We start from the raw sequence: 21789 nt of genomic DNA on the forward strand, positions 1-21789 counted from the left end.
GGCATGCCCAGGCGAGGGAGGCCATCGTGCCGCTGATCCACGGCCACTGCGACGAGCGATACTCCGCGGTGCGCAGCGCGTTCGAGGCGAATTTCCGCGAGCGTGACGAGCTGGGCGCGGCCGTCACTGTCCTGGTCGACGGCCGGCCCGTGGCCGATCTCTGGGGAGGCTGGGCGGACGGCGCCCGCATCCGTCCCTGGGAACAGGACACCCTGGTCAACGTCTGGTCCACCACCAAGGGGCCGATCGCGCTCTGCGCGCACATCCTCGCCGACCGCGGCCTGCTCGACCTGGATGCCCCGGTGGCTTCGTACTGGCCGGAATTCGCCGCAGCGGGCAAGGAGGCCGTTCTCGTACGGCATCTGCTCTCCCACCGCGCCGGCCTTGCGGGCCTCCGTGAACCGCACACCCTGGCGGAGCTCTACGACTGGGAACTGACCACCGCCCGGCTCGCGGCGACCGCACCGTGGTGGGAGCCCGGTACCCGGTCCGGCTACCACGCCCTGACGTACGGCTTCCTGGTCGGCGAGGTGATCCGGCGGGTCAGCGGGCTGCTGCCGGGGGAGTTCCTCCGGCGCGAGGTGACCGGCCCGCTGGACATCGACTTCACCGTCGGCCTGCCGGAGAAGGAGGCGGCGCGCGCCGCCGACCTGGTCGTCCCGAAGACGGACCGGGCCCAGCAGGCGGCGCTCTTCGCGCAGCTGGAGCCGGTCGCCGTCGCCTCGCTGCTCAATCCGCCCACGGGCGCGGCCGCCGCCAACACCCCCGAGTGGCGGGCGGCGGAGATCCCCGCCGCCAATGGCCACGGCACGGCCCGCGCGGTCGCCACGCTGTACGGCATCCTCGCGGGGCGCGGCAGCATCGGTGGCGTACGGATCCTGTCCGAGGAGGCCGCCGAGCGGGTCCGTGAGGGTCAGGGCGGCTGCCGCGACCTGGTGCTCGGTGCGGGCTTCGCCCATGAGACGGAGATCGCGCTCGGCCTGTGGCTGAGCGGCGCCGACGCCAGTTACGGACCCAACCCGCGGGCCTTCGGCCACGACGGCGCGGGCGGCTCCTGCGGCCTCGCCGACCCGGAGAACGGGATCGCGCTGGGGTACGTGATGAACCGGATGGGCCCGCACATCGCGAACGACCCGCGCAAGACGGCGCTGATCGAGGCGGTGTACGCGTCACTGTGACCGGATCCGTTCCGGTGCGCGGGGTCACGCGGCCGGCAGCGTCGGGACCGACTCGCCCTCGGTGTCGATGCGGGGGAGGATCCGGTCCAGCCACCGGGGCATCCACCAGGCGCTCCGGCCCAGCAGCGTCATCACCGCGGGGACCAGCAGCAGCCGGACGATCGTGGCGTCGACGAGCACGCTGACCGCCAGCCCGAGGCCCAGCATCTTGACCACGATGTTGTCGCTGATGACGAAGGCGGCGAAGACGCTGACCATGATGAGCGCGGCGCAGGTGATCACCCGCGCGGTGATCTCCAGCCCGTGTGCCACCGCGCCCTTGCTGTCACCGGTCCGCAGCCAGGCCTCGTGCACCCGGGCGATCAGGAACACCTCGTAGTCCATGCTCAGGCCGAAGACGATGGCGAACATCATCATCGGCACATAACTCTCGATGGGCACCGTCCCGGAGACCCCCAGGGAGGGCCCGCCCCAGCCCCACTGGAAGACCGCCACCACCACCCCGTACGAGGCGGCGATCGACAGGAGGTTGAGGACGGCCGCCTTGACCGCGACGAGGACACCCCGGAACACGGTCAGGATGATGACGAAGGCCAGGCCGACCACGACGGCGATGATCAGCGGGAGCCTGCGGGCGATGATGTCGAGGAAGTCCTCCTGGGCGGCGGTCGTGCCGGTCACATAGGCGGAGGCGGCGGTGCCGGACACCCCCTGGGGCAGGACGTCGTCCTTGAGGTGGTTGAAGAGCGTGGTCGTGCCCGCGTCCTGCGGGGCCTCCTTGGACAGGGCGGTGCCGACGAGGAGCGCCCCGTCGTCCGTCGGCTGCAGCGGACTGACGCTGGCCGCGCCCGGGACGTCGGTGAGGGCCTTCTGGAGACTGCTCGCCAGGGCCGAGCGGTCGGAGCTCGGCACCGACCGCTGATCGACGACCAGGGTGAACGGGCCGTTCGCGCCGGGTCCGAAGCCCGTGGAGATCAGGTCGAACGCGCGCCGGTCGGTGAAGCTCGTCGGGTCGGCCCCGTCGTCGATGTGCCCCAGCCGGATGGAGAACAGCGGGATCGCGAGGACGCCCACCACGACCAGCCCGGCGAGCAGGAACCACCAGGGCCGCCGTTCCACCCGCTGGGCGTAGCGGTGCCAGCCGCCCGTCGCCTCGGCGCCGGGCCCGGCGCCGCCCTCGGCGACCGGCGGCCGCACCCGGTAGCGGTCGATCCGCCGGCCGATGAGGCCGAGCAGGGCCGGGACCAGGGTGATCGCGCCGATGACCGCGGTGATCACGGTGACCGCGGCCGCGGCCCCCAGCTTGCCGATGAAGCTCACCCGGGAGACGTACAGGCCGGCCAGCGCGACGATGACGGTGCAGCCGGAGACCAGGACGGCCCGCCCGCTGGTGGCCACCGACCGGCCGGCGGCCCGCACGGGATCGGCGCCGTCCATCACGAGCTGGCGGTGACGGGTGATCAGGAAGAGCGCGTAGTCGATCCCGACACCCAGCCCGATCATGGTGGCGAGTGTGGGCGAGACGCTCGCGAAGGTGGTGGCCGCGGCCACCAGGGCCAGGCAGCTCAACCCGACGATCACGCTGATCAGCGCGGTGAGCAGCGGTACACCGGCGGCGATGATGCTGCCGAACCCGATGAGCAGCACCACCACCGCGACGGCGAAACCGATGGCCTCACTGGTGAGGTCCTTGGTCTCGGGCCTGGCGAGCTCGCCCAGCGGCCCCCCGTACTCGACCTGCACGCCGGCGGAGCGCAGCGGCTTCACCGCCGTGTCGACCTGGTCGAGATAGGAATCGTCCAGCGAGGTGGGGTTCACGTCGAACCGCACGGTGATGTATCCGGTCTTGCCGTCCTTGGACAGCGAGGTGGACGAGGCGGAGGAGGACGAGGGCAGCGGGTTCTGGGCGGACAGGACGTGCGGCAGTTTCTGGAGGTTCGCCACGGCCTGATCGACCTGGCTCTGCACCTCGGTCAGCTGCTTCTGCGCATCGTGCAGGACCACCTGCGCCCCGGTGCCGCCCGCCGCCGGATCGTGCGCCTTCAGGAGTTCGGCGCCGGTGTTGGACTGGGTGCCGGGCAGGCTGAAGTCGTCGGAGTACGTCCCCCCGAACGCGCTCTGGAGGGCGTGCAGCCCGCCGAGGGCGACCACCCACAGCACGATCACCACGACGCAGTGGCGCGCACACCATTCGCCCAGCCGCAGCAGCCACCCCCGGCCGGAACGTGCCGGTGGTGTGTGCGTACTGCTGCTGTGGGACGGGGCCATGCGCTCTCCCGGAGAAGGGGACGGGCTGTTTCCAGCCGGGCGTTCCGCCCTGGTGTCCACTTCGAGAACGTAGAGGCCGGTACGGAGGCCATGGAGTGCGACACGTCCGACGGCCTGCCCGTTCCGCCGCACGGCCGGTAGCAGCGGCGGGCCGGTGCAGCCCCATGGCCCCGCGCCGGAGACAGCCCCGGTCCGGTCAGTCCTTCTGCTGGGCGCCGACGATGAGCGTGAGCGCCTCGGTGATGGCCGTCTCCGCGGCCGCCTTGTCGAGTCCGAGGCCGGCCAGCAGCCCCGCACCGTCCTCGTGCTCCAGCAGGGCCAGCAGGATGTGCTCGGTGCCGATGTAGTTGTGCCCCATCCGAAGGGCCTCCCGGAACGTGAGCTCCAGGGCCTTGCGGGCATCGGCGTTGTACGGGATGAGCTCGGGCAGTTCGCCCTCCGCGGCTGCCGGGAGCGCCTGCTCGGCGGCCTGGCGGACGGTGTCCAGGGCCACACCCTGCGCCTTGATGAACGCCCCCGCGAGCGCCTCCGGCTCGCTGAGCAGGCCCAGCACGATGTGCTCGGTGCCGATCTCGGCGTTGCCCGCGGCGCGGGCCTCGTTCTGTGCGGCCATCACCACGTTCTTCGCGCGCGGGGTGAAGCGGCTGAAGCCCTGGCTGGGGTCGAGCTCGGTCAGCTCGCCCGGGTCCTTGGCCACGAACCGCTTCTGGGCGGCCTGCCGGGTCACGCCCATGCTCTTGCCGATGTCGGTCCAGGACGCTCCGGAACGCCGCGCCTGGTCCACGAAGTGGCCGATCAGATGGTCGGCGACGTCGCCGAGGTGGTCCGCCGCGATGACGGCGTCCTGAAGCTGGTCGAGTGCGTTGGGGTGGACCTTCTTGATGGCGGCGATGAGGTCGTCCAGGCGGACGGGCTGCGTCATGCCTACGGGATTCGTCATGTGTCAACGATAGGTTGACAGTGCGCCGACTGTCAACCTTCGGTTGACAGTCGGCGCACGTCCGGGGTGCGGTGCCGTCCCCGCACGACAGAACGCGCCGGCCGACGGTGTTCGTCGGCCGGCGCGTCCGGTCAGCTGTTCTGCGGGCGTCCCGGGATCAGAGGGCCCCGGAGTCGGCGATGGTGACCTTCGCCTTGGTGCGGCCGCTCTGCGAGCCGAGGCCCTCGATCTTCGTGACCAGGTCCATGCTCTGCTGGTCGGCGACCTCGCCGAAGACCACGTGCTTGCCGTCCAGCCAGGAGGTCACGATGGTCGTGATGAAGAACTGCGAGCCGTTGGAGTTCGGGCCGCTGTTCGCCATGGAGAGGAGGCCGGGCTTGGTGTGCGCCAGCTTGAAGTTCTCGTCGTCGAACTTGGCACCGTAGATGCTCTTGCCGCCCGTGCCGTCGCCGCGGGTGAAGTCGCCGCCCTGCAGCATGAACTCGGGGATCACGCGGTGGAAGGACGAACCCTTGTAGCCGTAGCCCTGCTCGCCGGTGGCCAGCTGGCGGAAGTTCTCCGCGGTCTTGGGAACGACGTCGTCGTACAGGTTGAAGACGATCCGCCCGGCGGGCTCGTCGTTGATGGTGATGTCGAAGTAAACCTTGCTCGTCATGGAACCATCCTGACATCTGCTCCCGGGGCCCCGACGGGCGGGCGCGTACAAACACCGCTCAGGGGTGACCGTCCGGCGGCAGGTGGTGGACACTCCGCCAAGGCCCCCGGCCCGGTCGCGTGTGCTCCCTCACACCCCCGTGCTGCCGTCGATCCGCTCCCGGAGCAGGTCGGCGTGGCCGCTGTGGCGCGCGTACTCACCGATCATGTGCGTGTAGATCCACCGCAAACTCACCTCGCCGCCCATGAAGGGGGCCGTGTCCTCCAGCGACCGTGCGGCGCAGTTGGCCCGGGACACGGCGATCTCCTCCTGCCAGCCGGCGCAGACTCCCGCGAAGGCCCGGCCGCCGGAGAGCTCGAACCCTCCGTCGTGGCCGTCGGGGCCCGTCGGTGCCCCGTCGGCCGGCGGGACGTCCTCACCGGTCAGCACCCGGCGGAACCAGTTCCGCTCGACCTCCGTCAGGTGCTGGACCAGCCCCATCAAGGTCAGTGACGACGGCGGTACGGAGGCGTGGCGCACCTGCTCGTCGGTGAGTCCGTCACATTTCACGGCCACGGTGGCCCGGTAGAAATCGAGCCAGGCAGCCAGATTGGTGTGCTCGTCGGCGTTCAGGGGCGGCATCGGACGTTCGCTGGGCGTCATGATCACTCATGCTGCCAGGAGGGTCTGACAGTGGTGCCTCTGCGACGTCTGCCGAGACGTCGGGCTACGGCCGCCGGCGGGGCTTGCCACGCTTGGCACCGCCGGCACCCTTGGCACCGCCGGCACCCTTGGCACCGCCGGCACCCTTGGCGCCGCGGGCGCCGCCCTTCGTGCCCTTGGCCCCGCCGGAACCGCTCCGAGGGTTCTTCCCAGCCGACGCACCCGCTGCGGGCTTGCGCCGCGCACCGCCGCTTTCGGTGCGTTTCGACTTCGGCTTCGGCTGCTCCGCGGGCGCCGTGGTGCGGCCCCGGGTGCTGTTCACGGTCCGCCCGCGGACGATCCCGATGAAGTCCTCCACCAGGTCGGTGGTCCTGTCCTCGGGCCATGAGAGGGCGATCCGGGACTCGGGCGCGTCCGACAGCGGACGGTAGGTGAGGTCCTTGCGGTGGTACAGGCGGGCGAGCGACTGCGGGACGACGAGGACACCCACTCCCGCGGCCACCAGCTCGACGGCGTCCTCCGTCGTGGCCGGACGCTCGATCGCGGGCTTGCCGGGAAGCTGCTCCCAGCCGAGGGTGTCGTCGAGCGGATGGAGCACGATGTCGTCGGCCAGCTCCGCGAGGGAGACCCCGTCGACCGCCGCCGCCACATGGTCCTTGGGGATCACGACGACGGTCTGCTCGGTGTAGAGCGGGATCGCGCTGAGATCCGTGCCGTCGACCGGCAGCCGGACGAAACCCGCGTCGGCGCCGCCGTCGCGCAGCAGGGCCGGCGCCTCGGCGGCGGGCACCGCGACGAGAGCCAGCGGGACGTCGGGCAGGCGCTCGTTCCAGATACGCACCCACTTGGTGGGCGTCACCCCCGGGACATACGCGAGCCGGAACGAAGGGGATACTTCCGAGCCTGTCACTCCGCCAGGTTACCGGTCGTGGTCAGAGCCGGCGCACACGCTCGATACTCTTGAACCATGACGTCGCACCAGACCGCCCAGACAATGAAGCCCGCAACCGCGGCGAAGAAACTGGGTGTGTACCTCGAGGCCACCCCCACCGAGTTCCAGGAGGGTGTCGTCTCGCGCGCCGAGCTGGCGGCCCTCCAGTCCGATCCGCCCGAGTGGCTGCAGGAGCTGCGGCGCAACGGCCCGCACCCGCGGCCGGTGGTCGCGTCCAAGCTGGGCGTCTCCATCTCCGGCCTCGCCCGCGGAGGCGTCACGGACGCTCTGACCACGGAGCAGATCGACGCCCTGAAGCAGGACAACCCCGAGTGGCTGCAGAAGGAGCGCGCCACGCAGGCGGACGTCCGCAAGGAAACCGTACGCATCAAGGAGCGGAACGCCGAGCGCAAGAACGCCTCGTAACGCTCGCACCCGTCTTTGAAGACCGTCATGTGGGTGGTCTCCGTTCCCCGTCACCCGGCGGGACGGAGGCCACCCACACGTCGTCTCCGTGCAATGCCGCCGCACGGCAGACAGCCGTCGGCCCGAAAAGCGGATGACGGCCGGCCGGACTCTGCGTACCTTGTTCTCCATGGGAACGCTGTGATCGCCCCGCCCACGACCGCGTAGAGCTCAGCTCCGCCGTCGTGGCTCCGATTCATCCATGAATCCGTTCTGCCGGCATGTCCGGGAACAGGGGCTTACGCATGCACCCAGCACACTCCGCACAACTTTCCCTGCACGGCGTCACCAAGCGTTACGGCGACCGCACCGTGCTCCAACAGGTCTCGTTCAGTCTCGCGCCCGGCGAGAAGGCCGGCGTCGTCGGCGACAACGGGGCGGGCAAGTCCACCCTGCTCCGTCTCCTCGCAGGCGAGGAACGCCCCGACGCGGGCGAGGTGTCCGTCATCGCTCCCGGCGGGACGGGGTATCTCGCCCAGGCCATCGGGCTGACCCCACAGGCCACGGTCCAGGACGCCGTCGACGTGGCTCTGGGGGAGCTGCGTTCCCTGGAGTCCGGGCTGCGCAGGGCCGGGGCCGCGCTGGCCGAAGCACCTCCCGGCCCGGAACTGGAGGCGGCCCTCGCCGCGTACGCCCGCCTGACCGGGCAGTACGAGGCGCGCGAGGGCTACGGCGCCGACACCCGGGTGGACACCGCGATGCACGGGCTCGGTCTGCCCCGGCTCTCCCGGGACCGGCCGCTCGGCACGCTCTCCGGCGGCGAGCGGTCCCGGCTGGCGCTGGCCGCGACGCTCGCGTCCCGCCCCGAACTGCTCCTGCTGGACGAGCCGACCAACGACCTCGACGACCGGGCGGTCGGCTGGCTGGAGGACCACCTGCGGGCCCACCGCGGAACGGTCGTCGCGGTCACCCATGACCGGGTGTTCCTGGAACGGATCACCGCCACGGTCCTGGAGGTCGACGGCGGCCGCGTCTCCCGCCACGGCAACGGCTACGCCGGGTACCTCACCGCCAAGGCCACCGAACGCCGCCGGCGCCAGGAAAGGTACGACGAGTGGCGGGCCGAACTCGACCGCAGCCGCCGGGTGGCCGAGACCAACTCCGTCCGCCTGGACGCCATCCCGCGCAAACTGACGAAGCCCGGCTCCGGAGCCGGTGCGTTCCGTGCGCGTGGTCGCGCCCACGGCGCGATGAGCCGTATCCGCAATGCGAAGGAACGTGTCGAGCGGCTCACCGTGAACGCGGTGGCTCCGCCGCCGGACCCGCTGTCCTTCAAGCCCCGTATCACCACCGCGGGCGGGCCGGGCGAGGCGCCGGCCGCGGTGCTCGACGGTGTGGTCGTCGGGGGCCGGCTGAAGGTGCCGGAGCTGCGGATCGGTCCGGCCGAGCGGCTGCTGGTCACCGGCCCCAACGGTGCCGGCAAGAGCACCCTGCTGCGGGTTCTGGCCGGGGAGCTCCGGCCGGACGCGGGCACCGTGGGTGTCCGTGGGCGGGTGGGACATCTGCGGCAGGAGGAGACGCCGTGGCCGCCGGGCCTGACCGTACTGGCGGCATACGCCCACGGCCGCCCCGGCGACCGGGACGAGCACGCCGACCGGCTGCTGGCGCTCGGTCTGTTCGAACCGGCCGCTCTGCGGCTGCGCGTCGGGGACCTTTCGTACGGTCAGCGACGCCGCATCGAACTCGCCCGGCTGGTCAGCGAGCCGGTGGACCTGCTCCTGCTGGACGAGCCCACCAACCACCTCTCACCGGCCCTCGTGGAGGAACTGGAGGCGGCGCTGGCCGGCTACGCGGGCGCACTGGTGCTGGTCACCCACGACCGCCGGATGCGGACGCGGTTCAGCGGCACCCGGCTGGAAATGAGCGAGGGGGCCGTCACCGGCGGCCCCTGAGCCCGTGCCGGGGCGCGGCGCCGCTGCGGCCGGCGGCGCACGACCGGCGTCCCGTCCCCGCCACCCGACGGGGGAGGCGGGAACGGGACGTGTCCGGTCCTTGTGACGCGTCAGGAGGCTACGAAGCGCGCGATCTGGCCCAGCACGATCGTGTCCGCCAGGTACCCGATGTGGGTCTGGCAGGCCACGTTGTGGTTCGTCGCACCGTTCAGCTTGGTGCTGGTGTACGGGAGGATGACGCCGTCGCACGCCGAGTACCAGGTGGCGTACGCGGTGTCGCCCGGCGTCTCGTCGCCGGAGGAGATCTGGGAGATGAACGACGAGCCCGGGTACATCTGCTGACAGGTCGTGTAGATCAGGCAGGCACTGGCGAACGTGGTTCCGTGGTTCGCGCCCGCGATGGAGGCCAGGTGGCTGACGCTGGTGTTTCCGCCCAGGACCTTCAGGTAGTACTGGCTGACGAGGCCGCCCATCGAGTGGTTGACGATCGCGACCTTGCTCGCACCGGTCTGTGACTTCACGTTGTTGACGAAGGTGGCGAGCCCCTGGGCGTTGGTGATGTTGTTGCCGTAGGAGTTGTACTCGTAGGCGAAGAGCTTGGAGCTGGACCAGCCGTTGAGCTGGAAGACGCTCTTGGCGGTGACCCAGTTGGAGGCGTTGCCGGTGTACCCGTGGACGAAGACGACCGGGGTGCTGGTCGACAGGGGCTGAACGGCGGCTTGTGCGGACTGCGCGGTCGAGGGAGCCGCGGTCCCGGCCGCGCCGGCGGTCGATGCCGAGCCGAACAGGGTGAACGCGACCGTGACGGCTGCGAGAACGCCGAGAAGCCGGCGGGGTGAACGACGACGCATGGAGCACTCCTGACAAGGGTGTGGGGATGCGGGGATGCGGATGCCTGCTTGGATCAGGGTCGGGGCGCGCGGCGCGGGCGGCATCGGCGAATTCACCGGTGTTCGCGAGCGGCGGGGGCCTCCTACCGGGGCGGGGCGCCGCACCGGCGTGTACGACGGGTCCGGTCCGGGTGACGCCGATGATCGCAAGTCTTTGCATAAAACTGCGGGAATGCGTATAGTCATGCCATCGACGAGGAGGATTTCGATGGTGGTACGTGCAGCAGTGGCAGGGGCGAGCGGATACGCCGGCGGGGAGCTGCTCCGCCTTCTGCTGGTCCACCCCGAGGTCGAGATCGGGGCCCTGACCGCGAACTCCAACGCGGGTCAGCCGCTCGGCGCCCTGCAGCCGCACCTGAGGCCACTGGCCGGCCGGGTGCTTCAGCCGACCACCCCCGAGGTGCTCGCCGGGCACGACGTGGTCTTCCTCGCCCTGCCGCACGGGCAGTCCGCCGCCGTCGCGGAGCAGCTCGGTGACGAGGTGCTCGTGGTCGACATGGGGGCCGACTTCCGGCTCAAGGACGCCGCGGACTGGGAGAAGTTCTACGCCTCGCCGCACGCCGGGACGTGGCCCTACGGCCTGCCCGAGCTGCCCGGCGGGCGGGCCGTACTGGCGGGGAGCAACCGCATCGCGGTGCCCGGCTGCTACCCGACCGCCGTATCGCTCGCGCTCTTCCCGGCGTACGCGGCCCAGCTCGCCGAGCCCGAAGCCGTGATCGTCGCCGCCTCCGGGACCTCGGGCGCGGGCAAGGCGGCCAAGCCGCATCTTCTCGGCTCCGAGGTGATGGGCAACATGTCGCCGTACGGCGTCGGCGGTGTCCACCGGCACACGCCCGAGATGATCCAGAACCTCAGTGCCGCCGCCGGCGAACCGGTCACCGTGTCCTTCACCCCGACCCTCGCCCCGATGCCCCGCGGCATCCTCGCCACCTGCAGCGCCAAGGCGAAGCCCGGCGTGAGCGCCGAGTCGCTGCGCGCCGTGTACGAGAAGGCCTTCGCGGACGAGCCGTTCGTCGATCTGCTCCCCGAGGGGCAGTGGCCCGCCACCGCCTCCGTGTACGGCTCCAACGCGGTGCAGATCCAGGTCGCGTATGACGAGGCGGCGGGCCGGATCATCGTGATCAGCGCCATCGACAACCTCGCCAAGGGCACCGCGGGCGGCGCCCTGCAGAGCATGAACATCGCCCTCGGACTTCCCGAGGACACCGGACTTTCCACGATCGGAGTGGCACCGTGAGCGTCACGGCAGCACAGGGATTCTCCGCGGCGGGCATCGCCGCGGGACTCAAGGACAGCGGTAACCCGGACCTGGCCCTCGTGGTCAACAACGGTCCGCGTCGCGCCGCCGCGGGCGTCTTCACCTCCAACCGTGTCAAGGCCGCTCCCGTCCTCTGGTCGGAGCAGGTCCTCAAGGGCGGCGAGGTCAGCGCCGTCGTCCTCAACTCCGGTGGCGCCAACGCCTGTACGGGACCGCAGGGCTTCCAGGACACCCACGCCACCGCCGAGAAGGCGGCCGAGGTCCTCGAAGGCCACAGCGCCGGCGAGATCGCCGTCGCCTCGACCGGGCTCATCGGCCTGCTGCTCCCCATGGACAAGCTGCTGCCCGGCATCGAGAAGGCCGCCGCGGCGCTGAGCGAGCACGGCGGCGAGAAGGCCGCCATCGCCATCAAGACCACCGACACCGTCCACAAGACGGCCGTAGCCGGCGGCCAGGGCTGGACCGTCGGCGGCATGGCCAAGGGCGCGGGCATGCTCGCCCCGGGACTGGCCACGATGCTGGTCGTCCTCACCACCGACGCCGACGTCGCCGCCCCCGCCCTCGACACCGCGCTGCGCGACGCCACCCGGACCACCTTCGACCGGGTCGACTCCGACGGGTGCATGTCCACCAATGACACCGTGCTGCTGCTGGCCTCCGGGGCGAGCGGCATCACCCCGGAGCAGGGGGAGTTCGCCGAGGCCGTGCGGGCCGTCTGCGACGACCTGGCCCGGCAGCTGATCGGTGACGCGGAGGGCGCGTCGAAGGACATCCGGATCGAGGTCGTCAACGCCGCGACCGAGGACGACGCCGTCGAGGTGGGCCGCTCCATCGCCCGCAACAACCTCCTCAAGTGCGCCATCCACGGCGAGGACCCCAACTGGGGCCGCGTCCTGTCCGCCATCGGCACGACGAAGGCGGCCTTCGAGCCGGACGAGCTGAACGTCGCCATCAACGGCGTCTGGGTCTGCAAGAACGGCGGCGTCGGCGAGGACCGCGACCTCGTCGACATGCGCTACCGGGAGGTCGGGATCACCGCCGACCTTGCCGCGGGCAACGAATCGGCCGTCATCTGGGCCAACGACCTCACCGCGGACTACGTCCACGAGAACAGCGCGTACAGCTCATGACCACCGCGCGGAAGCACACCGCACTCCCGAAGGCGCAGATTCTCATCGAGGCCCTGCCCTGGCTGACCCGGCACAACGGCAAGACCGTCGTCATCAAGTTCGGCGGCAACGCCATGATCGACGAGGAGCTGAAGGCGGCCTTCGCCCAGGACGTCGTCTTCCTGCGGCACGCCGGACTCAAGCCCGTCGTCGTGCACGGCGGCGGCCCGCAGATCAGCGCCCAGCTGGACAAGCAGGGCCTGGTCAGCGAGTTCAAGGCCGGGCTGCGCGTCACCACGCCCGAGGCGATGGACGTCGTACGGATGGTGCTCGCCGGGCAGGTCCAGCGCGAGCTCGTCGGCCTGCTCAACCAGCACGGCCCGCTCGCCGTCGGCATGACCGGCGAGGACGCCCACACCATCACCGCGATCCAGCACCGCCCGGTGATCGACGGCGAGGCCGTCGACATCGGCCGGGTCGGCGAGATCACCGCGATCGACACCGGGGCCATCCAGGCGCTGCTGGACGACGGCCGCATCCCGGTCATCTCCTCCATCGCCCGCTCGGCGGAGGACAACCACGTCTACAACGTCAACGCCGACACCGCGGCCGCCGCACTGGCCGCCGCGCTGAACGCCGAGACGCTGATGGTCCTCACCGACGTCGAGGGCCTCTACGAGGACTGGCCCAACAGCGACGACGTGATCAGCCGCCTCACCGCCACCGAGCTGGAGAGGCTTCTGCCGGAACTTTCCAGCGGCATGGTGCCCAAGATGCAAGGCTGCCTCCACGCCGTACGCAACGGCGTGGAGACCGCCCGCGTCATCGACGGCCGGGTCCAGCACTCGATCCTGCTGGAGATCTTCACCGACGAAGGAATCGGCACGATGGTCGTGCCCGATGCACAGGGGGAAGCATGACCAACGCCGAGCTCTCGCAGCGCTGGCAGCACGCACTGATGGACAACTACGGCACCCCGAAGCTGTCCCTCGTCCGCGGCGAGGGCGCCCACGTGTGGGACGCCGACGGCACCGAGTACCTCGACTTCGTCGGCGGCATCGCAGTGAACGCGCTGGGCCACGCCCACCCCGCGGTCATCGAGGCGGTCTCCACACAGATCGCCTCCCTCGGCCACGTCTCCAACCTTTTCATCGCCGAGCCGCCCGTCGCGCTCGCCGAACGGCTGCTCCAGCTCTTCGGCCGCACCGGCAGGGTCTACTTCTGCAATTCGGGCGCCGAGGCCAACGAGGCCGCTTTCAAGATCGGCCGGCTGACCGGGCGCACCCACATGGTCGCGACCGACGGCGGCTTCCACGGCCGGACCATGGGCGCCCTCGCGCTCACCGGCCAGCCCAAGAAGCGCGAGCCGTTCGTCCCGCTGCCCGGCGATGTCACGCACGTCCCGTACGGGGACGTCGAGGCGCTGCGGGCCGCGGTGACCACGGACACCGCGCTGCTGATCATCGAGCCCATCCAGGGCGAGAACGGTGTCGTCGTCCCGCCCAAGGGCTATCTGGAGGCGGCCAGGGAGATCACCCGGGCCACCGGCACCCTCCTCGTCCTCGACGAGGTGCAGACCGGCATCGGCCGGTGCGGCACCTGGTTCGAGCACCAGGCCCACCAGGGCGTGGAGCCCGATCTGGTCACCCTCGCCAAGGGGCTCGGCGGCGGACTGCCGATCGGCGCCACGGTGGCCTTCGGCGCAGCCGCCGATCTGCTCGGACCCGGCCACCACGGCACGACGTTCGGCGGCAACCCGGTCGCCTGCGCCGCCGGACTCGCGGTCCTGGACACCCTGGCCGCCGACGGTGCGCTGGACAACGTGAAGCGGCTCGGCGAACGGATCCGGGACGGCGTGGAGGGCCTGGGGCACCCCCTGGTCTCCCACGTCCGCGGCTCCGGTCTGCTGCTGGGTATCGTGCTCACCGAGCCCCTCGCACCCCAGGTGCAGCAGGCGGCTCAGGGAGCCGGACTTCTCGTGAACGCACCCGCCCCCGATGTCGTACGGCTGATGCCGCCACTGATCATCGGTGAGGCGGAGGTGGACGCGTTCCTCCAGGCACTGCCCGGTGCCCTCGACGCGGCATACGGGGACGAACGATCCGGCGAAGGACACACCGGAGAATGAGGCGACGACGATGACCGAGGCGCAGGAATCCGAGCACGGCGGGCCGTCCGTGCCGCAGACCCGCACCGCGCGCCACCGCCGGATCGTGGACATCCTGAACCGGCAGCCGGTGCGCTCGCAGAGCCAGCTGGCCAAGCTCCTCGCGGACGACGGGCTGAGCGTCACCCAGGCGACGCTCTCCCGGGATCTGGACGAGCTGGGCGCGGTGAAGATCCGCAACACCGGCGGCGAGCTGATCTACGCGGTGCCGAGCGAGGGCGGATTCCGCACCCCGCACGCACCGCTGGGCGGCTCCGCCAAGGAGGAGCGGATGCGCCGCCTCTCCGCCGAACTGCTGATCTCGGCGGAGGCCTCGGCCAACCTCGTCGTGCTGCGTACGCCCCCGGGCGCCGCCCAGTTCCTCGCCTCGGCGATCGACCAGGCCGAGCTGCACGACATCCTCGGCACCATCGCAGGAGACGACACGCTCATGCTGATCAGCCGCGACCCGGCCGGTGGGCAGGCGCTCGCCGACCATCTGCTGCGGCTGGCGCAGAACGAGCGCTGACGTACGTCAGTAGCGGGTGATCGCGGTCGGGCCCGAGCGGGTCCCGATCGCGAGATGCGGACGGCGGGCCGGATCGGCCCAGGCCAGGATCCGGTCCATCGCGGCCGCCGGCACGGAGACACAGCCGGCGGTCGCACCGCGCCCGTTGACGTGCAGGAAGATCCCGGCGCCCCGGTCCCGTACCGGCCGGTCGTAGTTGAACCCGACGACGAGGGCCCGGGCATACTGCGTCGGATACGTGATCAGATGCTCGGCCTCGGCCGCCCGGCAGTCGGCGGGGCGCGGCTCCACCCACCGGTTGTAGGCGCGCGCCGCGGTGTCCTGGCACCACCACGACCGGTCGGTGACCCGGCGGTACGGGTAGCGCGTCCCGGGCCGGGCCGCTTTCACCCCGAAGGCGTACGGCAGTTCGTACAGCCCGGTGGGTGTCGTGTTCGTGCCCTGCTTGCGCGAAGCCCCCTCGGTCAGCCCGTTCGCTCCGAAGCGGGCGGGCGCCGACCCGGCCGCCACCCAGCGGCCGGCCCGCAGACTCCACCAGGTGACCGTGCCCGTGGTGGATGCGGTACCGGCTGCCTCGGCCGTGATGAGCTGGCTGCCCCCGCCCGTGCCGGCCAGCCGCAACGGCAGCGGCGCCGCCGCCGGCGGACGGGCTCCGACCAGTCCGGCGAGAGCGAGCAGGACCGAACCGGTCACCAGAAGTCTGCGCATGCCCCGGACCGTAGACCGGCCGTCGCCGGACCACCTGCGGACCTGCTCCGTACGGCCCAGTGGCTCAGGACGCGGGCGGCATGACCGGCAGGGGGAGCGGCAGTCCCGGCAGCCCGTCCATGCTGGTGGCGACGTGCTCCTTCTTCTCGAAGTAGGCGCTGAGCGAGGCGTCGTCCTCCCGGGCGAAGCGCTGCCCGTGCAGCGTGCGGTCCTCGTCGTAACTCATGAAGGGCACGCCGTATCCGCACGTGTCCCGGATCAGTTCGGCCGTGACCACGATGATCGCCCGCAGCCCGTGCAGTGAGGGGTCGACCCCGTCGAACCGTCCGAGCAGTTCCGGGAACCGGGGGTCGTCACGGAAGACCGGCTCACCGCGGCCGTGGACCCGCACGATGTTCGGCGGCCCCTGGAAGGCGCACCACATCAGCGTGATGCGCCCGTTCTCGCGGAGATGGGCGACCGTCTCGGCGGTGCTCCCGGCGAAGTCGAGGTAAGCCACCGTCTGTTCGTCGAGGACGGCGAACGATCCGCTGACGCCCTTGGGTGAGAGGTTCACCGTGCCGTCGGCGTCCAGCGGGGATGTGGCGGTGAAGAATACGGGCTGCGCCTCGATGAAGGTGCGCAGCCGTCCGTCTATGCGTTCATATGTCTTTCCCATGGGCCGATTATCCGCCCCGCTTCCCGGTGTGGCGGGGGGATTTCAGCCGGTGGGACGGAGATGCCCGGCCGCCCGGAGAAGGTGCTGCGCCGCCACCCGCGCCGCGCGGGGCGCACGGCGCGCGGACGGCCCGCCCCGCGCAGCTTTGACAAAACATACAGAGGATCGCATAGTTATGCCTGATAGTGATTGCGGCAGTGGCTGCACCGTGGATCGCGCCGTGAGCAGGCATCCGTGACCGAGTGCGTCGCACTCGCGCGGGAAAGCGGTCGCACATCCAACCCCCTGGTTCTTCCGAGGAGCACGCAGTGAGCAACGGCAACGGCAACGGCGACGTACGTCTCTGGGGCGCCCGCTTCGCGGACGGTCCGGCCGAGGCGCTGGCCAGGCTGTCCGCGTCCGTCCACTTCGACTGGCGGCTCGCGCCGTACGACATCGCCGGCTCCCGTGCCCACGCGCGCGTCCTCAACAAGGCGGGCCTGCTCACCGAGGACGAGCTGAAGCGGATGACCGCCGGACTCGACCAGCTGGAAGCCGATGTCGCGGACGGCTCCTTCACCGGCACGATCGCCGACGAGGACGTCCACACCGCACTGGAGCGCGGACTGCTGGAGCGCCTCGGCCCCGACCTCGGCGGCAAGCTGCGGGCCGGGCGGTCCCGCAACGACCAGATCGCCACGCTCTTCCGGATGTACCTGCGCGACCACGCCCGCGTCATCGGCGGTCTCATCGCCGAGCTCCAGGACGCCCTCGTCGGCCTCGCCGAGGCGCACCCGGATGTGGCCATGCCCGGCCGTACGCACCTTCAGCACGCCCAGCCGGTGCTCTTCGCCCACCACGTCCTGGCCCATGTGCAGCCCCTGTCCCGGGACGCCGAGCGGCTGCGGCAGTGGGACGCGCGGACCGCGGTCTCGCCGTACGGCTCCGGCGCGCTCGCCGGCTCCTCGCTCGGGCTCGACCCGGAGGCGGTCGCCGCCGATCTCGGCTTCGAGGGCGGTTCGGTGGGCAACTCCATCGACGGAACGGCCTCGCGGGACTTCGTCGCCGAGTTCGCGTTCATCACCGCGATGATCGGTGTCAACCTCTCCCGGATCGCCGAGGAGATCATCATCTGGAACACGAAGGAGTTCTCCTTCGTCACCCTGCACGACGCCTTCTCCACCGGCTCCTCGATCATGCCGCAGAAGAAGAACCCCGACATCGCCGAACTGGCACGGGGCAAGTCGGGCCGGCTCATCGGCAACCTGACCGGCCTCATGGCCACACTCAAGGCCCTGCCGCTCGCGTACAACCGCGACCTCCAGGAGGACAAGGAGCCGGTCTTCGACTCCTGCGACCAGCTCGAAGTCCTGCTCCCCGCCTTCACCGGGATGATGGCCACCCTCACCGTCAACCGCGAGCGCATGGAGGAACTGGCCCCGGCCGGCTTCTCGCTCGCCACCGACATCGCCGAGTGGCTGGTCAAGAAGGGCGTCCCGTTCCGCGTCGCCCACGAGGTCGCCGGCGAGTGCGTCAAGGAGTGCGAGAGCCACGGCATCGAGCTCGACGAGCTGACCGACGAACAGTTCGCGAAGATCTCCGAGCACCTCACCCCCGAGGTCCGCACGGTCCTCAACGTGGCCGGTGCACTCGCCTCCCGTAACGGCCGGGGCGGCACGGCGCCCTCGGCCGTGGCCGTCCAGCTGGCCGAGGTCAAGGCGGACCTGGCGACGCAGCACGCCTGGGCGGCGGCGCGCAAGTAGCCCGATGCGCATCGCGGGCTACGTTGGGGGTAGGCGAGATTCCTGCCGACCACGAGGAGCCCGCGATGCCGTTCGCCCGACTGACCACAGCGACCACCCCGACCGCCCACATCGGGCTCGGCCTGGCCGCGGTCGGAAGGCCCGGCTACATCAACCTCCACCGTGACCGCGACCTGCCAGGTGAGCGGACCGTCGACGACCTGCGTGCCCGGACGCACGAACTGCTGGACGCGGCCTACGCGCAGGGCGTCCGGTACTTCGACGCCGCCCGTTCCTACGGCCGCTCCGAGGAGTTCCTCGGTGACTGGCTGACCGCCCGGCCCGAGGTCCGCGACGTCGTCGTCGGGAGCAAGTGGGGTTACACGTACACCGCCGGCTGGAGCGTCGACGCCGAGGCGCACGAGGTCAAGGACCACACCCTCGCCACGTTCGACCGCCAGCGCGCCGAGACCGGCGAGCTGCTCGGGGACCGGCTCGACCTCTACCAGATCCACTCGGTGACGCCCGACAGCCCGGCGCTCACCGACAAGGAGCTGCACGCCCGGCTTGCCGCGCTCGCCGCCGAAGGGGTCAGTGTCGGCCTCTCCACCAGCGGCCCCGCCCAGGCGGACGCGATCCGTGCCGCCCTCACCGTCATGGTGGACGGCGAACCCCTCTTCCGTACGGTCCAGGCCACCTACAACGCGCTGGAGACCTCGGCCGGACCGGCGCTCGCCGAGGCCCATGCCGCGGGGCTCACCGTCATCGTCAAGGAAGCCATGGCCAACGGCCGGCTCGCGGGCACGGAGGCCCCCGCCGTGATGCGGGAGATCGCCGGCGAGGAGGGCCTCGGCAGCGACGCGGTCGCCCTGGCGCTGGTGCTGCACCAGCCATGGGCCGGGGTCGTGCTCTCCGGCGCGGCGACCGTCGGCCAGCTCGCCGGCAACCTCCACGCGGCCGTCCTCGACCTCGATGAGGAGCGCAGGGCCCGGCTGGACGCGCTGGTGGAGGAGCCGGAGGCGTACTGGCGGCACCGCGCGTCGCTCCCGTGGAGCTGAGCCCTTCGCGCATCCGCCACCCCGACCCGGCAGGGATCAGCCGGTGTCCCGTCCGTCCGCCCACGCGGCCAGCGCGTCGAAGTCGGCCCGCTCCAGCCCGATCCGCGGATCTATCTGCAGCAGGAGACTCTCCTCGCCCGCCCCCTGGTCCGCGACCCACGCCCGGTCCCGGTCGGTGATCTCGTCGTCGATCCACGCGAACGGCCGCCCGGCCGCGTACTCCACGACGTACTGCGTCTTCCAGTACGTCCCGGCCGGTGCGGCACCGTGCATGTCCGGCCAGTCGATGTACGGGAGAGGGGGCAGCCCGAGATGCGGCCCGATCCACTCGTTCGCCTCGTCCTTCCAGGTGGTCGCCCAGATCAGCTCGTACCGGCCGGCCAGCGTGAGCAGTTCCCCGCCGTGCCGGTGGTTGAGCAGAACGGGCAGCGCCGGGCCGGCGGCCCACCCTGTCGGCCGCATGCGGTGCCTGGTGTATCCCTCCGGCGCACGGCGGCGGGAGAGCGCTGCGTACGGATTGAGCGGACCGTCGATGTCGATCAGCAGCAGCGGCTTCATGCCGACATGGTCCTCCGCTTCCGGCGGGCGGCGCGAGCCCATTTCCGGTGAGACGTTTGTGTCTCAAATGGGTTAGTGTCGTCTCATGACTCTTGATCGTGAGCAGGTCCTGCGCAGTGCCGCAGCCCTGCTGACCCGCAAATCGACGGCCACCATGGACGAGGTGGCCAAAGCCGCAGGCATCGGCCGCGCCACCCTGCACCGGCACTTCGCCGGACGGGACGCCCTGGTCAGGGCGTTGGAGGAGCTGGGGATCCAGGAGTTCGAGGCAGCGCTCGACGCCGCTTCGCTGGACGAGGGGGCCTCGGAGGAGGCGCTGCGCCGGTTCGTCGCCGCGATCGAGCCGAGTGCCGGACTGCTCTCCTTCCTCGTGACCGAGAATCAGCTCTTCGAGGGGGACGAGCAGAACGACGGCTGGGACCGGCTGGACGCCCGGGTGGCCGCGTTCTTCCGGCGCGGCCAGGAGCGCGGCGAGATCCGCCTCGACCTGACCCCGGCCTGGCTGACCGAAGCGCTCTACGGGCTCATCAGCAGCGCCGCGTGGGCCGTTCAGACGGGCCGGGTGGCCGCACAGGACTTTCCGTACATGATCGTCGAGTTGCTGCTCGGCGGCGCACGCCGGAGCGTGGAGCAATGAGCAGCATGGAACAGCACCCGGAGCCCGCGCCCGAGCTGTACCGCCCCGGGCGGTGGATCGCGCTGTCCGTGCTCGTGCTCGCGGTGCTGCTGGTGGCCATCGACGCCACCGTGCTGGGTCTCGCGACCCCGTTCCTCAGCGAGGACCTCGAACCGACCGGCACCCAGCTGCTCTGGATCGGCGACGTCTACTCCTTCGTCATCGCCGGACTCCTGGTCTCGATGGGCAGCCTCGGTGACCGCATCGGCCGCAAGAAACTGCTGCTGTGCGGTGCCACCGCCTTCGGCGCGGTCTCGGTGCTCAACGCGTACGCGAACTCGCCCGAGATGATGATCCTGGCGCGGGCCCTGCTCGGCGTCGCCGGCGCCACCCTGATGCCGTCCACCCTCGCCCTCATCCGCAACCTCTTCCACGACCCCCGCGAGCGGAGTCTCGCGATCGGCATCTGGGGAGCGATGGCCTCGGCCGGTGCCGCGGTCGGACCTGTCGTCGGCGGATTTCTCCTGGAGCACTTCTGGTGGGGCTCGGTCTTCCTGATCAACGTGCCGGTCATGGCGGTGCTCGTCGTGGTCGGGATCAAGATGATCCCCGAGTCGAAGAACCCGGCGCCCGGACCGTGGGACCTGCTGAGCGTGGCGCTCTCCCTGGTCGGCATCATCGGCGTCGTCTATGCCATCAAGGAGCTCGCCGCACACGGCGGAAGCTGGGAGGCCGCACTCGCGGGCGTCGGCGGTGTGCTGGCCCTCGTCTGGTTCGTGCGGCGGCAGTTCCGGCTGCCCGCCCCGCTGCTCGACATGCGGCTGTTCCACCACCGGGGCTTCTCCGGGGCGGTCCTCGCCGACCTGCTGACCATCCTCGGCCTTTCCGGCCTGGTCTTCTTCCTCTCCCAGTTCCTGCAACTGGTCCAGGGGCGCGGACCGCTGGAGGCCGGGCTCGCCGAACTGCCCGCGGCGGTCGGCGCGGTCACCGCGGGTCTGCTGGCCGGGACCGCCGCCCGCCGGTTCTCCGTACGGGTCGTGGTGACCGGCGGCCTCGCCGGGATCGGCCTGTCACTGGCCGCGGTCGCCGCCGTCCACAAGGACACCGCCTATCCGCTGATCGGCGCGCTCCTGCTGGTCGTCGGCGTGGGCGCGGGCTTCGCCTTCACGGTCACCTCCGACGTGATCCTGTCCAGCGTTCCGAAGGAGCACGCCGGTTCCGCGTCCGCGGTCTCCGAAACGGCGTACGAGCTCGGCGCCGCTCTCGGCATCGCCCTGCTCGGCTCCATCGTCACCGGCGTCTACCAGGGATTCACCGCACCCGCCGGAACCCCGCCCGACGTCGCGGCGGCCGCCCACGAGTCACTCGGCGGCGCGGTCGAAGCGGCCGAGGTGCTGCCCGAGGAGCAGGCCACGACCCTGGTCTCCGCCGCCCAGGACGCCTTTGTCGACGGGCTGGGGGCCGCCTCGGCCATCGGTGCGGTCGTTCTGATGGCGACGGCCGTCGCCGCCTGGTTCCTGCTGCGCGGCCAGGAGCTGGAGGAAGGCATCGTGCACGACTAGGGCGT

The 21789-nt window shown here is 71.1% G+C and carries 21 protein-coding genes; 12 read left to right on the top strand and 9 right to left on the bottom strand.

The window, feature by feature from the left end:
* Positions 1-26 precede the first annotated feature (26 nt).
* Positions 27-1178, top strand: coding sequence for a serine hydrolase domain-containing protein (locus OG912_RS29680; RefSeq protein WP_327712002.1), 1152 nt, complete (start codon positions 27-29; stop codon positions 1176-1178).
* 24 nt (positions 1179-1202) lie between these two features.
* Here the strand turns inward: OG912_RS29680 and OG912_RS29685 are convergent, their stop codons facing one another.
* The 5 genes from OG912_RS29685 to OG912_RS29705 form a co-directional block, all read right to left on the bottom strand.
* Positions 1203-3446, bottom strand: a complete 2244-nt coding sequence (locus tag OG912_RS29685; protein ID WP_327712003.1) for an MMPL family transporter — start codon at positions 3444-3446, stop codon at positions 1203-1205.
* Between the two features lie 196 nt (positions 3447-3642).
* A complete protein-coding gene (locus OG912_RS29690; RefSeq protein WP_326735184.1) occupies positions 3643-4386 on the bottom strand; it encodes a Clp protease N-terminal domain-containing protein in 744 nt (247 codons plus the stop codon).
* A 157-nt stretch (positions 4387-4543) separates the two neighbouring features.
* Positions 4544-5041, bottom strand: coding sequence for a peptidylprolyl isomerase (locus OG912_RS29695; protein WP_327712004.1), 498 nt, complete (start codon positions 5039-5041; stop codon positions 4544-4546).
* A 129-nt stretch (positions 5042-5170) separates the two neighbouring features.
* A complete protein-coding gene (locus OG912_RS29700) occupies positions 5171-5683 on the bottom strand; it encodes a DinB family protein (RefSeq protein WP_327712005.1) in 513 nt (170 codons plus the stop codon).
* A gap of 64 nt (positions 5684-5747) precedes the next feature.
* Positions 5748-6593: a LysR substrate-binding domain-containing protein gene (locus OG912_RS29705; protein WP_327712006.1), complete on the bottom strand. Its 846-nt coding sequence runs from the start codon at positions 6591-6593 to the stop codon at positions 5748-5750.
* A 57-nt stretch (positions 6594-6650) separates the two neighbouring features.
* Between OG912_RS29705 and OG912_RS29710 the strand changes: the two genes are divergently transcribed.
* Both OG912_RS29710 and OG912_RS29715 read left to right on the top strand, forming a co-directional pair.
* Positions 6651-7040 (top strand): DUF5997 family protein, encoded by a 390-nt coding sequence (locus tag OG912_RS29710; protein ID WP_326735181.1) that lies wholly within the window; start codon positions 6651-6653, stop codon positions 7038-7040.
* A 284-nt stretch (positions 7041-7324) separates the two neighbouring features.
* Positions 7325-8971, top strand: coding sequence for a TlrC/CarA/OleB/SrmB family ABC-F type ribosomal protection protein (locus OG912_RS29715; RefSeq protein WP_327712007.1), 1647 nt, complete (start codon positions 7325-7327; stop codon positions 8969-8971).
* A 110-nt stretch (positions 8972-9081) separates the two neighbouring features.
* Here the strand turns inward: OG912_RS29715 and OG912_RS29720 are convergent, their stop codons facing one another.
* On the bottom strand, positions 9082-9822 hold the full coding sequence (locus tag OG912_RS29720; RefSeq protein ID WP_326735179.1) for an esterase/lipase family protein: 741 nt from the start codon (positions 9820-9822) through the stop codon (positions 9082-9084).
* 247 nt (positions 9823-10069) lie between these two features.
* On the opposite strand from OG912_RS29720, the gene argC reads away from it, so the two are divergent.
* Genes argC through OG912_RS29745 form a run of 5 tightly spaced genes read left to right on the top strand, consistent with a single transcriptional unit; the run spans position 10070 to position 14903 of the window.
* On the top strand, positions 10070-11098 hold the full coding sequence (argC, locus tag OG912_RS29725) for an N-acetyl-gamma-glutamyl-phosphate reductase (RefSeq protein WP_327712008.1): 1029 nt from the start codon (positions 10070-10072) through the stop codon (positions 11096-11098).
* Positions 11095-12249: a bifunctional glutamate N-acetyltransferase/amino-acid acetyltransferase ArgJ gene (argJ, locus tag OG912_RS29730; RefSeq protein WP_327712010.1), complete on the top strand. Its 1155-nt coding sequence runs from the start codon at positions 11095-11097 to the stop codon at positions 12247-12249. The genes argC and argJ overlap by 4 nt, the downstream gene beginning before the upstream one ends.
* The gene (gene argB, locus OG912_RS29735; RefSeq protein ID WP_326735176.1) at positions 12246-13148 is read left to right on the top strand and encodes an acetylglutamate kinase; all 903 of its coding nucleotides are present in this window, start codon (positions 12246-12248) and stop codon (positions 13146-13148) included. Before argJ ends, argB begins: the two co-directional genes overlap by 4 nt.
* A complete protein-coding gene (locus tag OG912_RS29740; RefSeq protein ID WP_326735175.1) occupies positions 13145-14356 on the top strand; it encodes an acetylornithine transaminase in 1212 nt (403 codons plus the stop codon). The genes argB and OG912_RS29740 overlap by 4 nt, the downstream gene beginning before the upstream one ends.
* Before the next feature lie 10 nt (positions 14357-14366).
* On the top strand, positions 14367-14903 hold the full coding sequence (locus OG912_RS29745) for an arginine repressor (protein ID WP_326735174.1): 537 nt from the start codon (positions 14367-14369) through the stop codon (positions 14901-14903).
* Between the two features lie 6 nt (positions 14904-14909).
* Here OG912_RS29745 and OG912_RS29750 read toward each other — a convergent pair whose 3' ends face one another.
* Together OG912_RS29750 and OG912_RS29755 are read right to left on the bottom strand one after the other, a co-directional pair.
* A complete protein-coding gene (locus tag OG912_RS29750) occupies positions 14910-15611 on the bottom strand; it encodes a L,D-transpeptidase family protein (RefSeq protein WP_327712011.1) in 702 nt (233 codons plus the stop codon).
* Between the two features lie 64 nt (positions 15612-15675).
* The gene (locus tag OG912_RS29755) at positions 15676-16269 is read right to left on the bottom strand and encodes a pyridoxamine 5'-phosphate oxidase family protein (RefSeq protein WP_327712012.1); all 594 of its coding nucleotides are present in this window, start codon (positions 16267-16269) and stop codon (positions 15676-15678) included.
* A 308-nt stretch (positions 16270-16577) separates the two neighbouring features.
* On the opposite strand from OG912_RS29755, the gene argH reads away from it, so the two are divergent.
* Entirely contained in the window at positions 16578-18011 is a 1434-nt protein-coding gene (gene argH / locus OG912_RS29760; RefSeq protein ID WP_327712013.1) for an argininosuccinate lyase, read from the top strand.
* 65 nt (positions 18012-18076) lie between these two features.
* Positions 18077-19048 (top strand): aldo/keto reductase, encoded by a 972-nt coding sequence (locus tag OG912_RS29765; RefSeq protein WP_327712014.1) that lies wholly within the window; start codon positions 18077-18079, stop codon positions 19046-19048.
* Between the two features lie 36 nt (positions 19049-19084).
* Here OG912_RS29765 and OG912_RS29770 read toward each other — a convergent pair whose 3' ends face one another.
* Positions 19085-19606 carry an HAD domain-containing protein gene (locus OG912_RS29770; protein ID WP_327712015.1) on the bottom strand — a complete coding sequence of 174 codons (522 nt, stop codon included), beginning with the start codon at positions 19604-19606 and terminating at the stop codon, positions 19085-19087.
* An 85-nt stretch (positions 19607-19691) separates the two neighbouring features.
* Here OG912_RS29770 and OG912_RS29775 point away from each other — a divergent pair, with 85 nt between their 5' ends.
* Together OG912_RS29775 and OG912_RS29780 are read left to right on the top strand one after the other, a co-directional pair.
* Positions 19692-20243 (top strand): TetR/AcrR family transcriptional regulator, encoded by a 552-nt coding sequence (locus tag OG912_RS29775; protein ID WP_326735168.1) that lies wholly within the window; start codon positions 19692-19694, stop codon positions 20241-20243.
* Positions 20240-21784: an MFS transporter gene (locus tag OG912_RS29780; RefSeq protein ID WP_327712016.1), complete on the top strand. Its 1545-nt coding sequence runs from the start codon at positions 20240-20242 to the stop codon at positions 21782-21784. The genes OG912_RS29775 and OG912_RS29780 overlap by 4 nt, the downstream gene beginning before the upstream one ends.
* Positions 21785-21789 lie beyond the last annotated feature (5 nt).

The sequence above is a fragment of the Streptomyces sp. NBC_00464 genome, from assembly GCF_036013915.1.
GTDB lineage: Bacteria > Actinomycetota > Actinomycetes > Streptomycetales > Streptomycetaceae > Streptomyces.

Coding starts and splice junctions, on each gene's coding strand:
- argC (WP_327712008.1), top strand. CDS start 10,070: ATGGTGGTACGTGCAGCAGTGGCAGGGGCGAGCGGATACGCCGGCGGG.
- OG912_RS29765 (WP_327712014.1), top strand. CDS start 18,077: ATGCCGTTCGCCCGACTGACCACAGCGACCACCCCGACCGCCCACATC.
- OG912_RS29715 (WP_327712007.1), top strand. CDS start 7,325: ATGCACCCAGCACACTCCGCACAACTTTCCCTGCACGGCGTCACCAAG.
- argB (WP_326735176.1), top strand. CDS start 12,246: ATGACCACCGCGCGGAAGCACACCGCACTCCCGAAGGCGCAGATTCTC.
- OG912_RS29750 (WP_327712011.1), bottom strand. CDS start 15,611: ATGCGCAGACTTCTGGTGACCGGTTCGGTCCTGCTCGCTCTCGCCGGA.
- OG912_RS29700 (WP_327712005.1), bottom strand. CDS start 5,683: ATGACGCCCAGCGAACGTCCGATGCCGCCCCTGAACGCCGACGAGCAC.
- OG912_RS29770 (WP_327712015.1), bottom strand. CDS start 19,606: ATGAAGCCGCTGCTGCTGATCGACATCGACGGTCCGCTCAATCCGTAC.
- OG912_RS29740 (WP_326735175.1), top strand. CDS start 13,145: ATGACCAACGCCGAGCTCTCGCAGCGCTGGCAGCACGCACTGATGGAC.
- OG912_RS29720 (WP_326735179.1), bottom strand. CDS start 9,822: ATGCGTCGTCGTTCACCCCGCCGGCTTCTCGGCGTTCTCGCAGCCGTC.
- OG912_RS29695 (WP_327712004.1), bottom strand. CDS start 5,041: ATGACGAGCAAGGTTTACTTCGACATCACCATCAACGACGAGCCCGCC.
- OG912_RS29685 (WP_327712003.1), bottom strand. CDS start 3,446: ATGGCCCCGTCCCACAGCAGCAGTACGCACACACCACCGGCACGTTCC.
- OG912_RS29780 (WP_327712016.1), top strand. CDS start 20,240: ATGAGCAGCATGGAACAGCACCCGGAGCCCGCGCCCGAGCTGTACCGC.
- OG912_RS29755 (WP_327712012.1), bottom strand. CDS start 16,269: ATGGGAAAGACATATGAACGCATAGACGGACGGCTGCGCACCTTCATC.
- OG912_RS29710 (WP_326735181.1), top strand. CDS start 6,651: ATGACGTCGCACCAGACCGCCCAGACAATGAAGCCCGCAACCGCGGCG.
- OG912_RS29775 (WP_326735168.1), top strand. CDS start 19,692: ATGACTCTTGATCGTGAGCAGGTCCTGCGCAGTGCCGCAGCCCTGCTG.
- OG912_RS29745 (WP_326735174.1), top strand. CDS start 14,367: ATGACCGAGGCGCAGGAATCCGAGCACGGCGGGCCGTCCGTGCCGCAG.
- OG912_RS29690 (WP_326735184.1), bottom strand. CDS start 4,386: ATGACGAATCCCGTAGGCATGACGCAGCCCGTCCGCCTGGACGACCTC.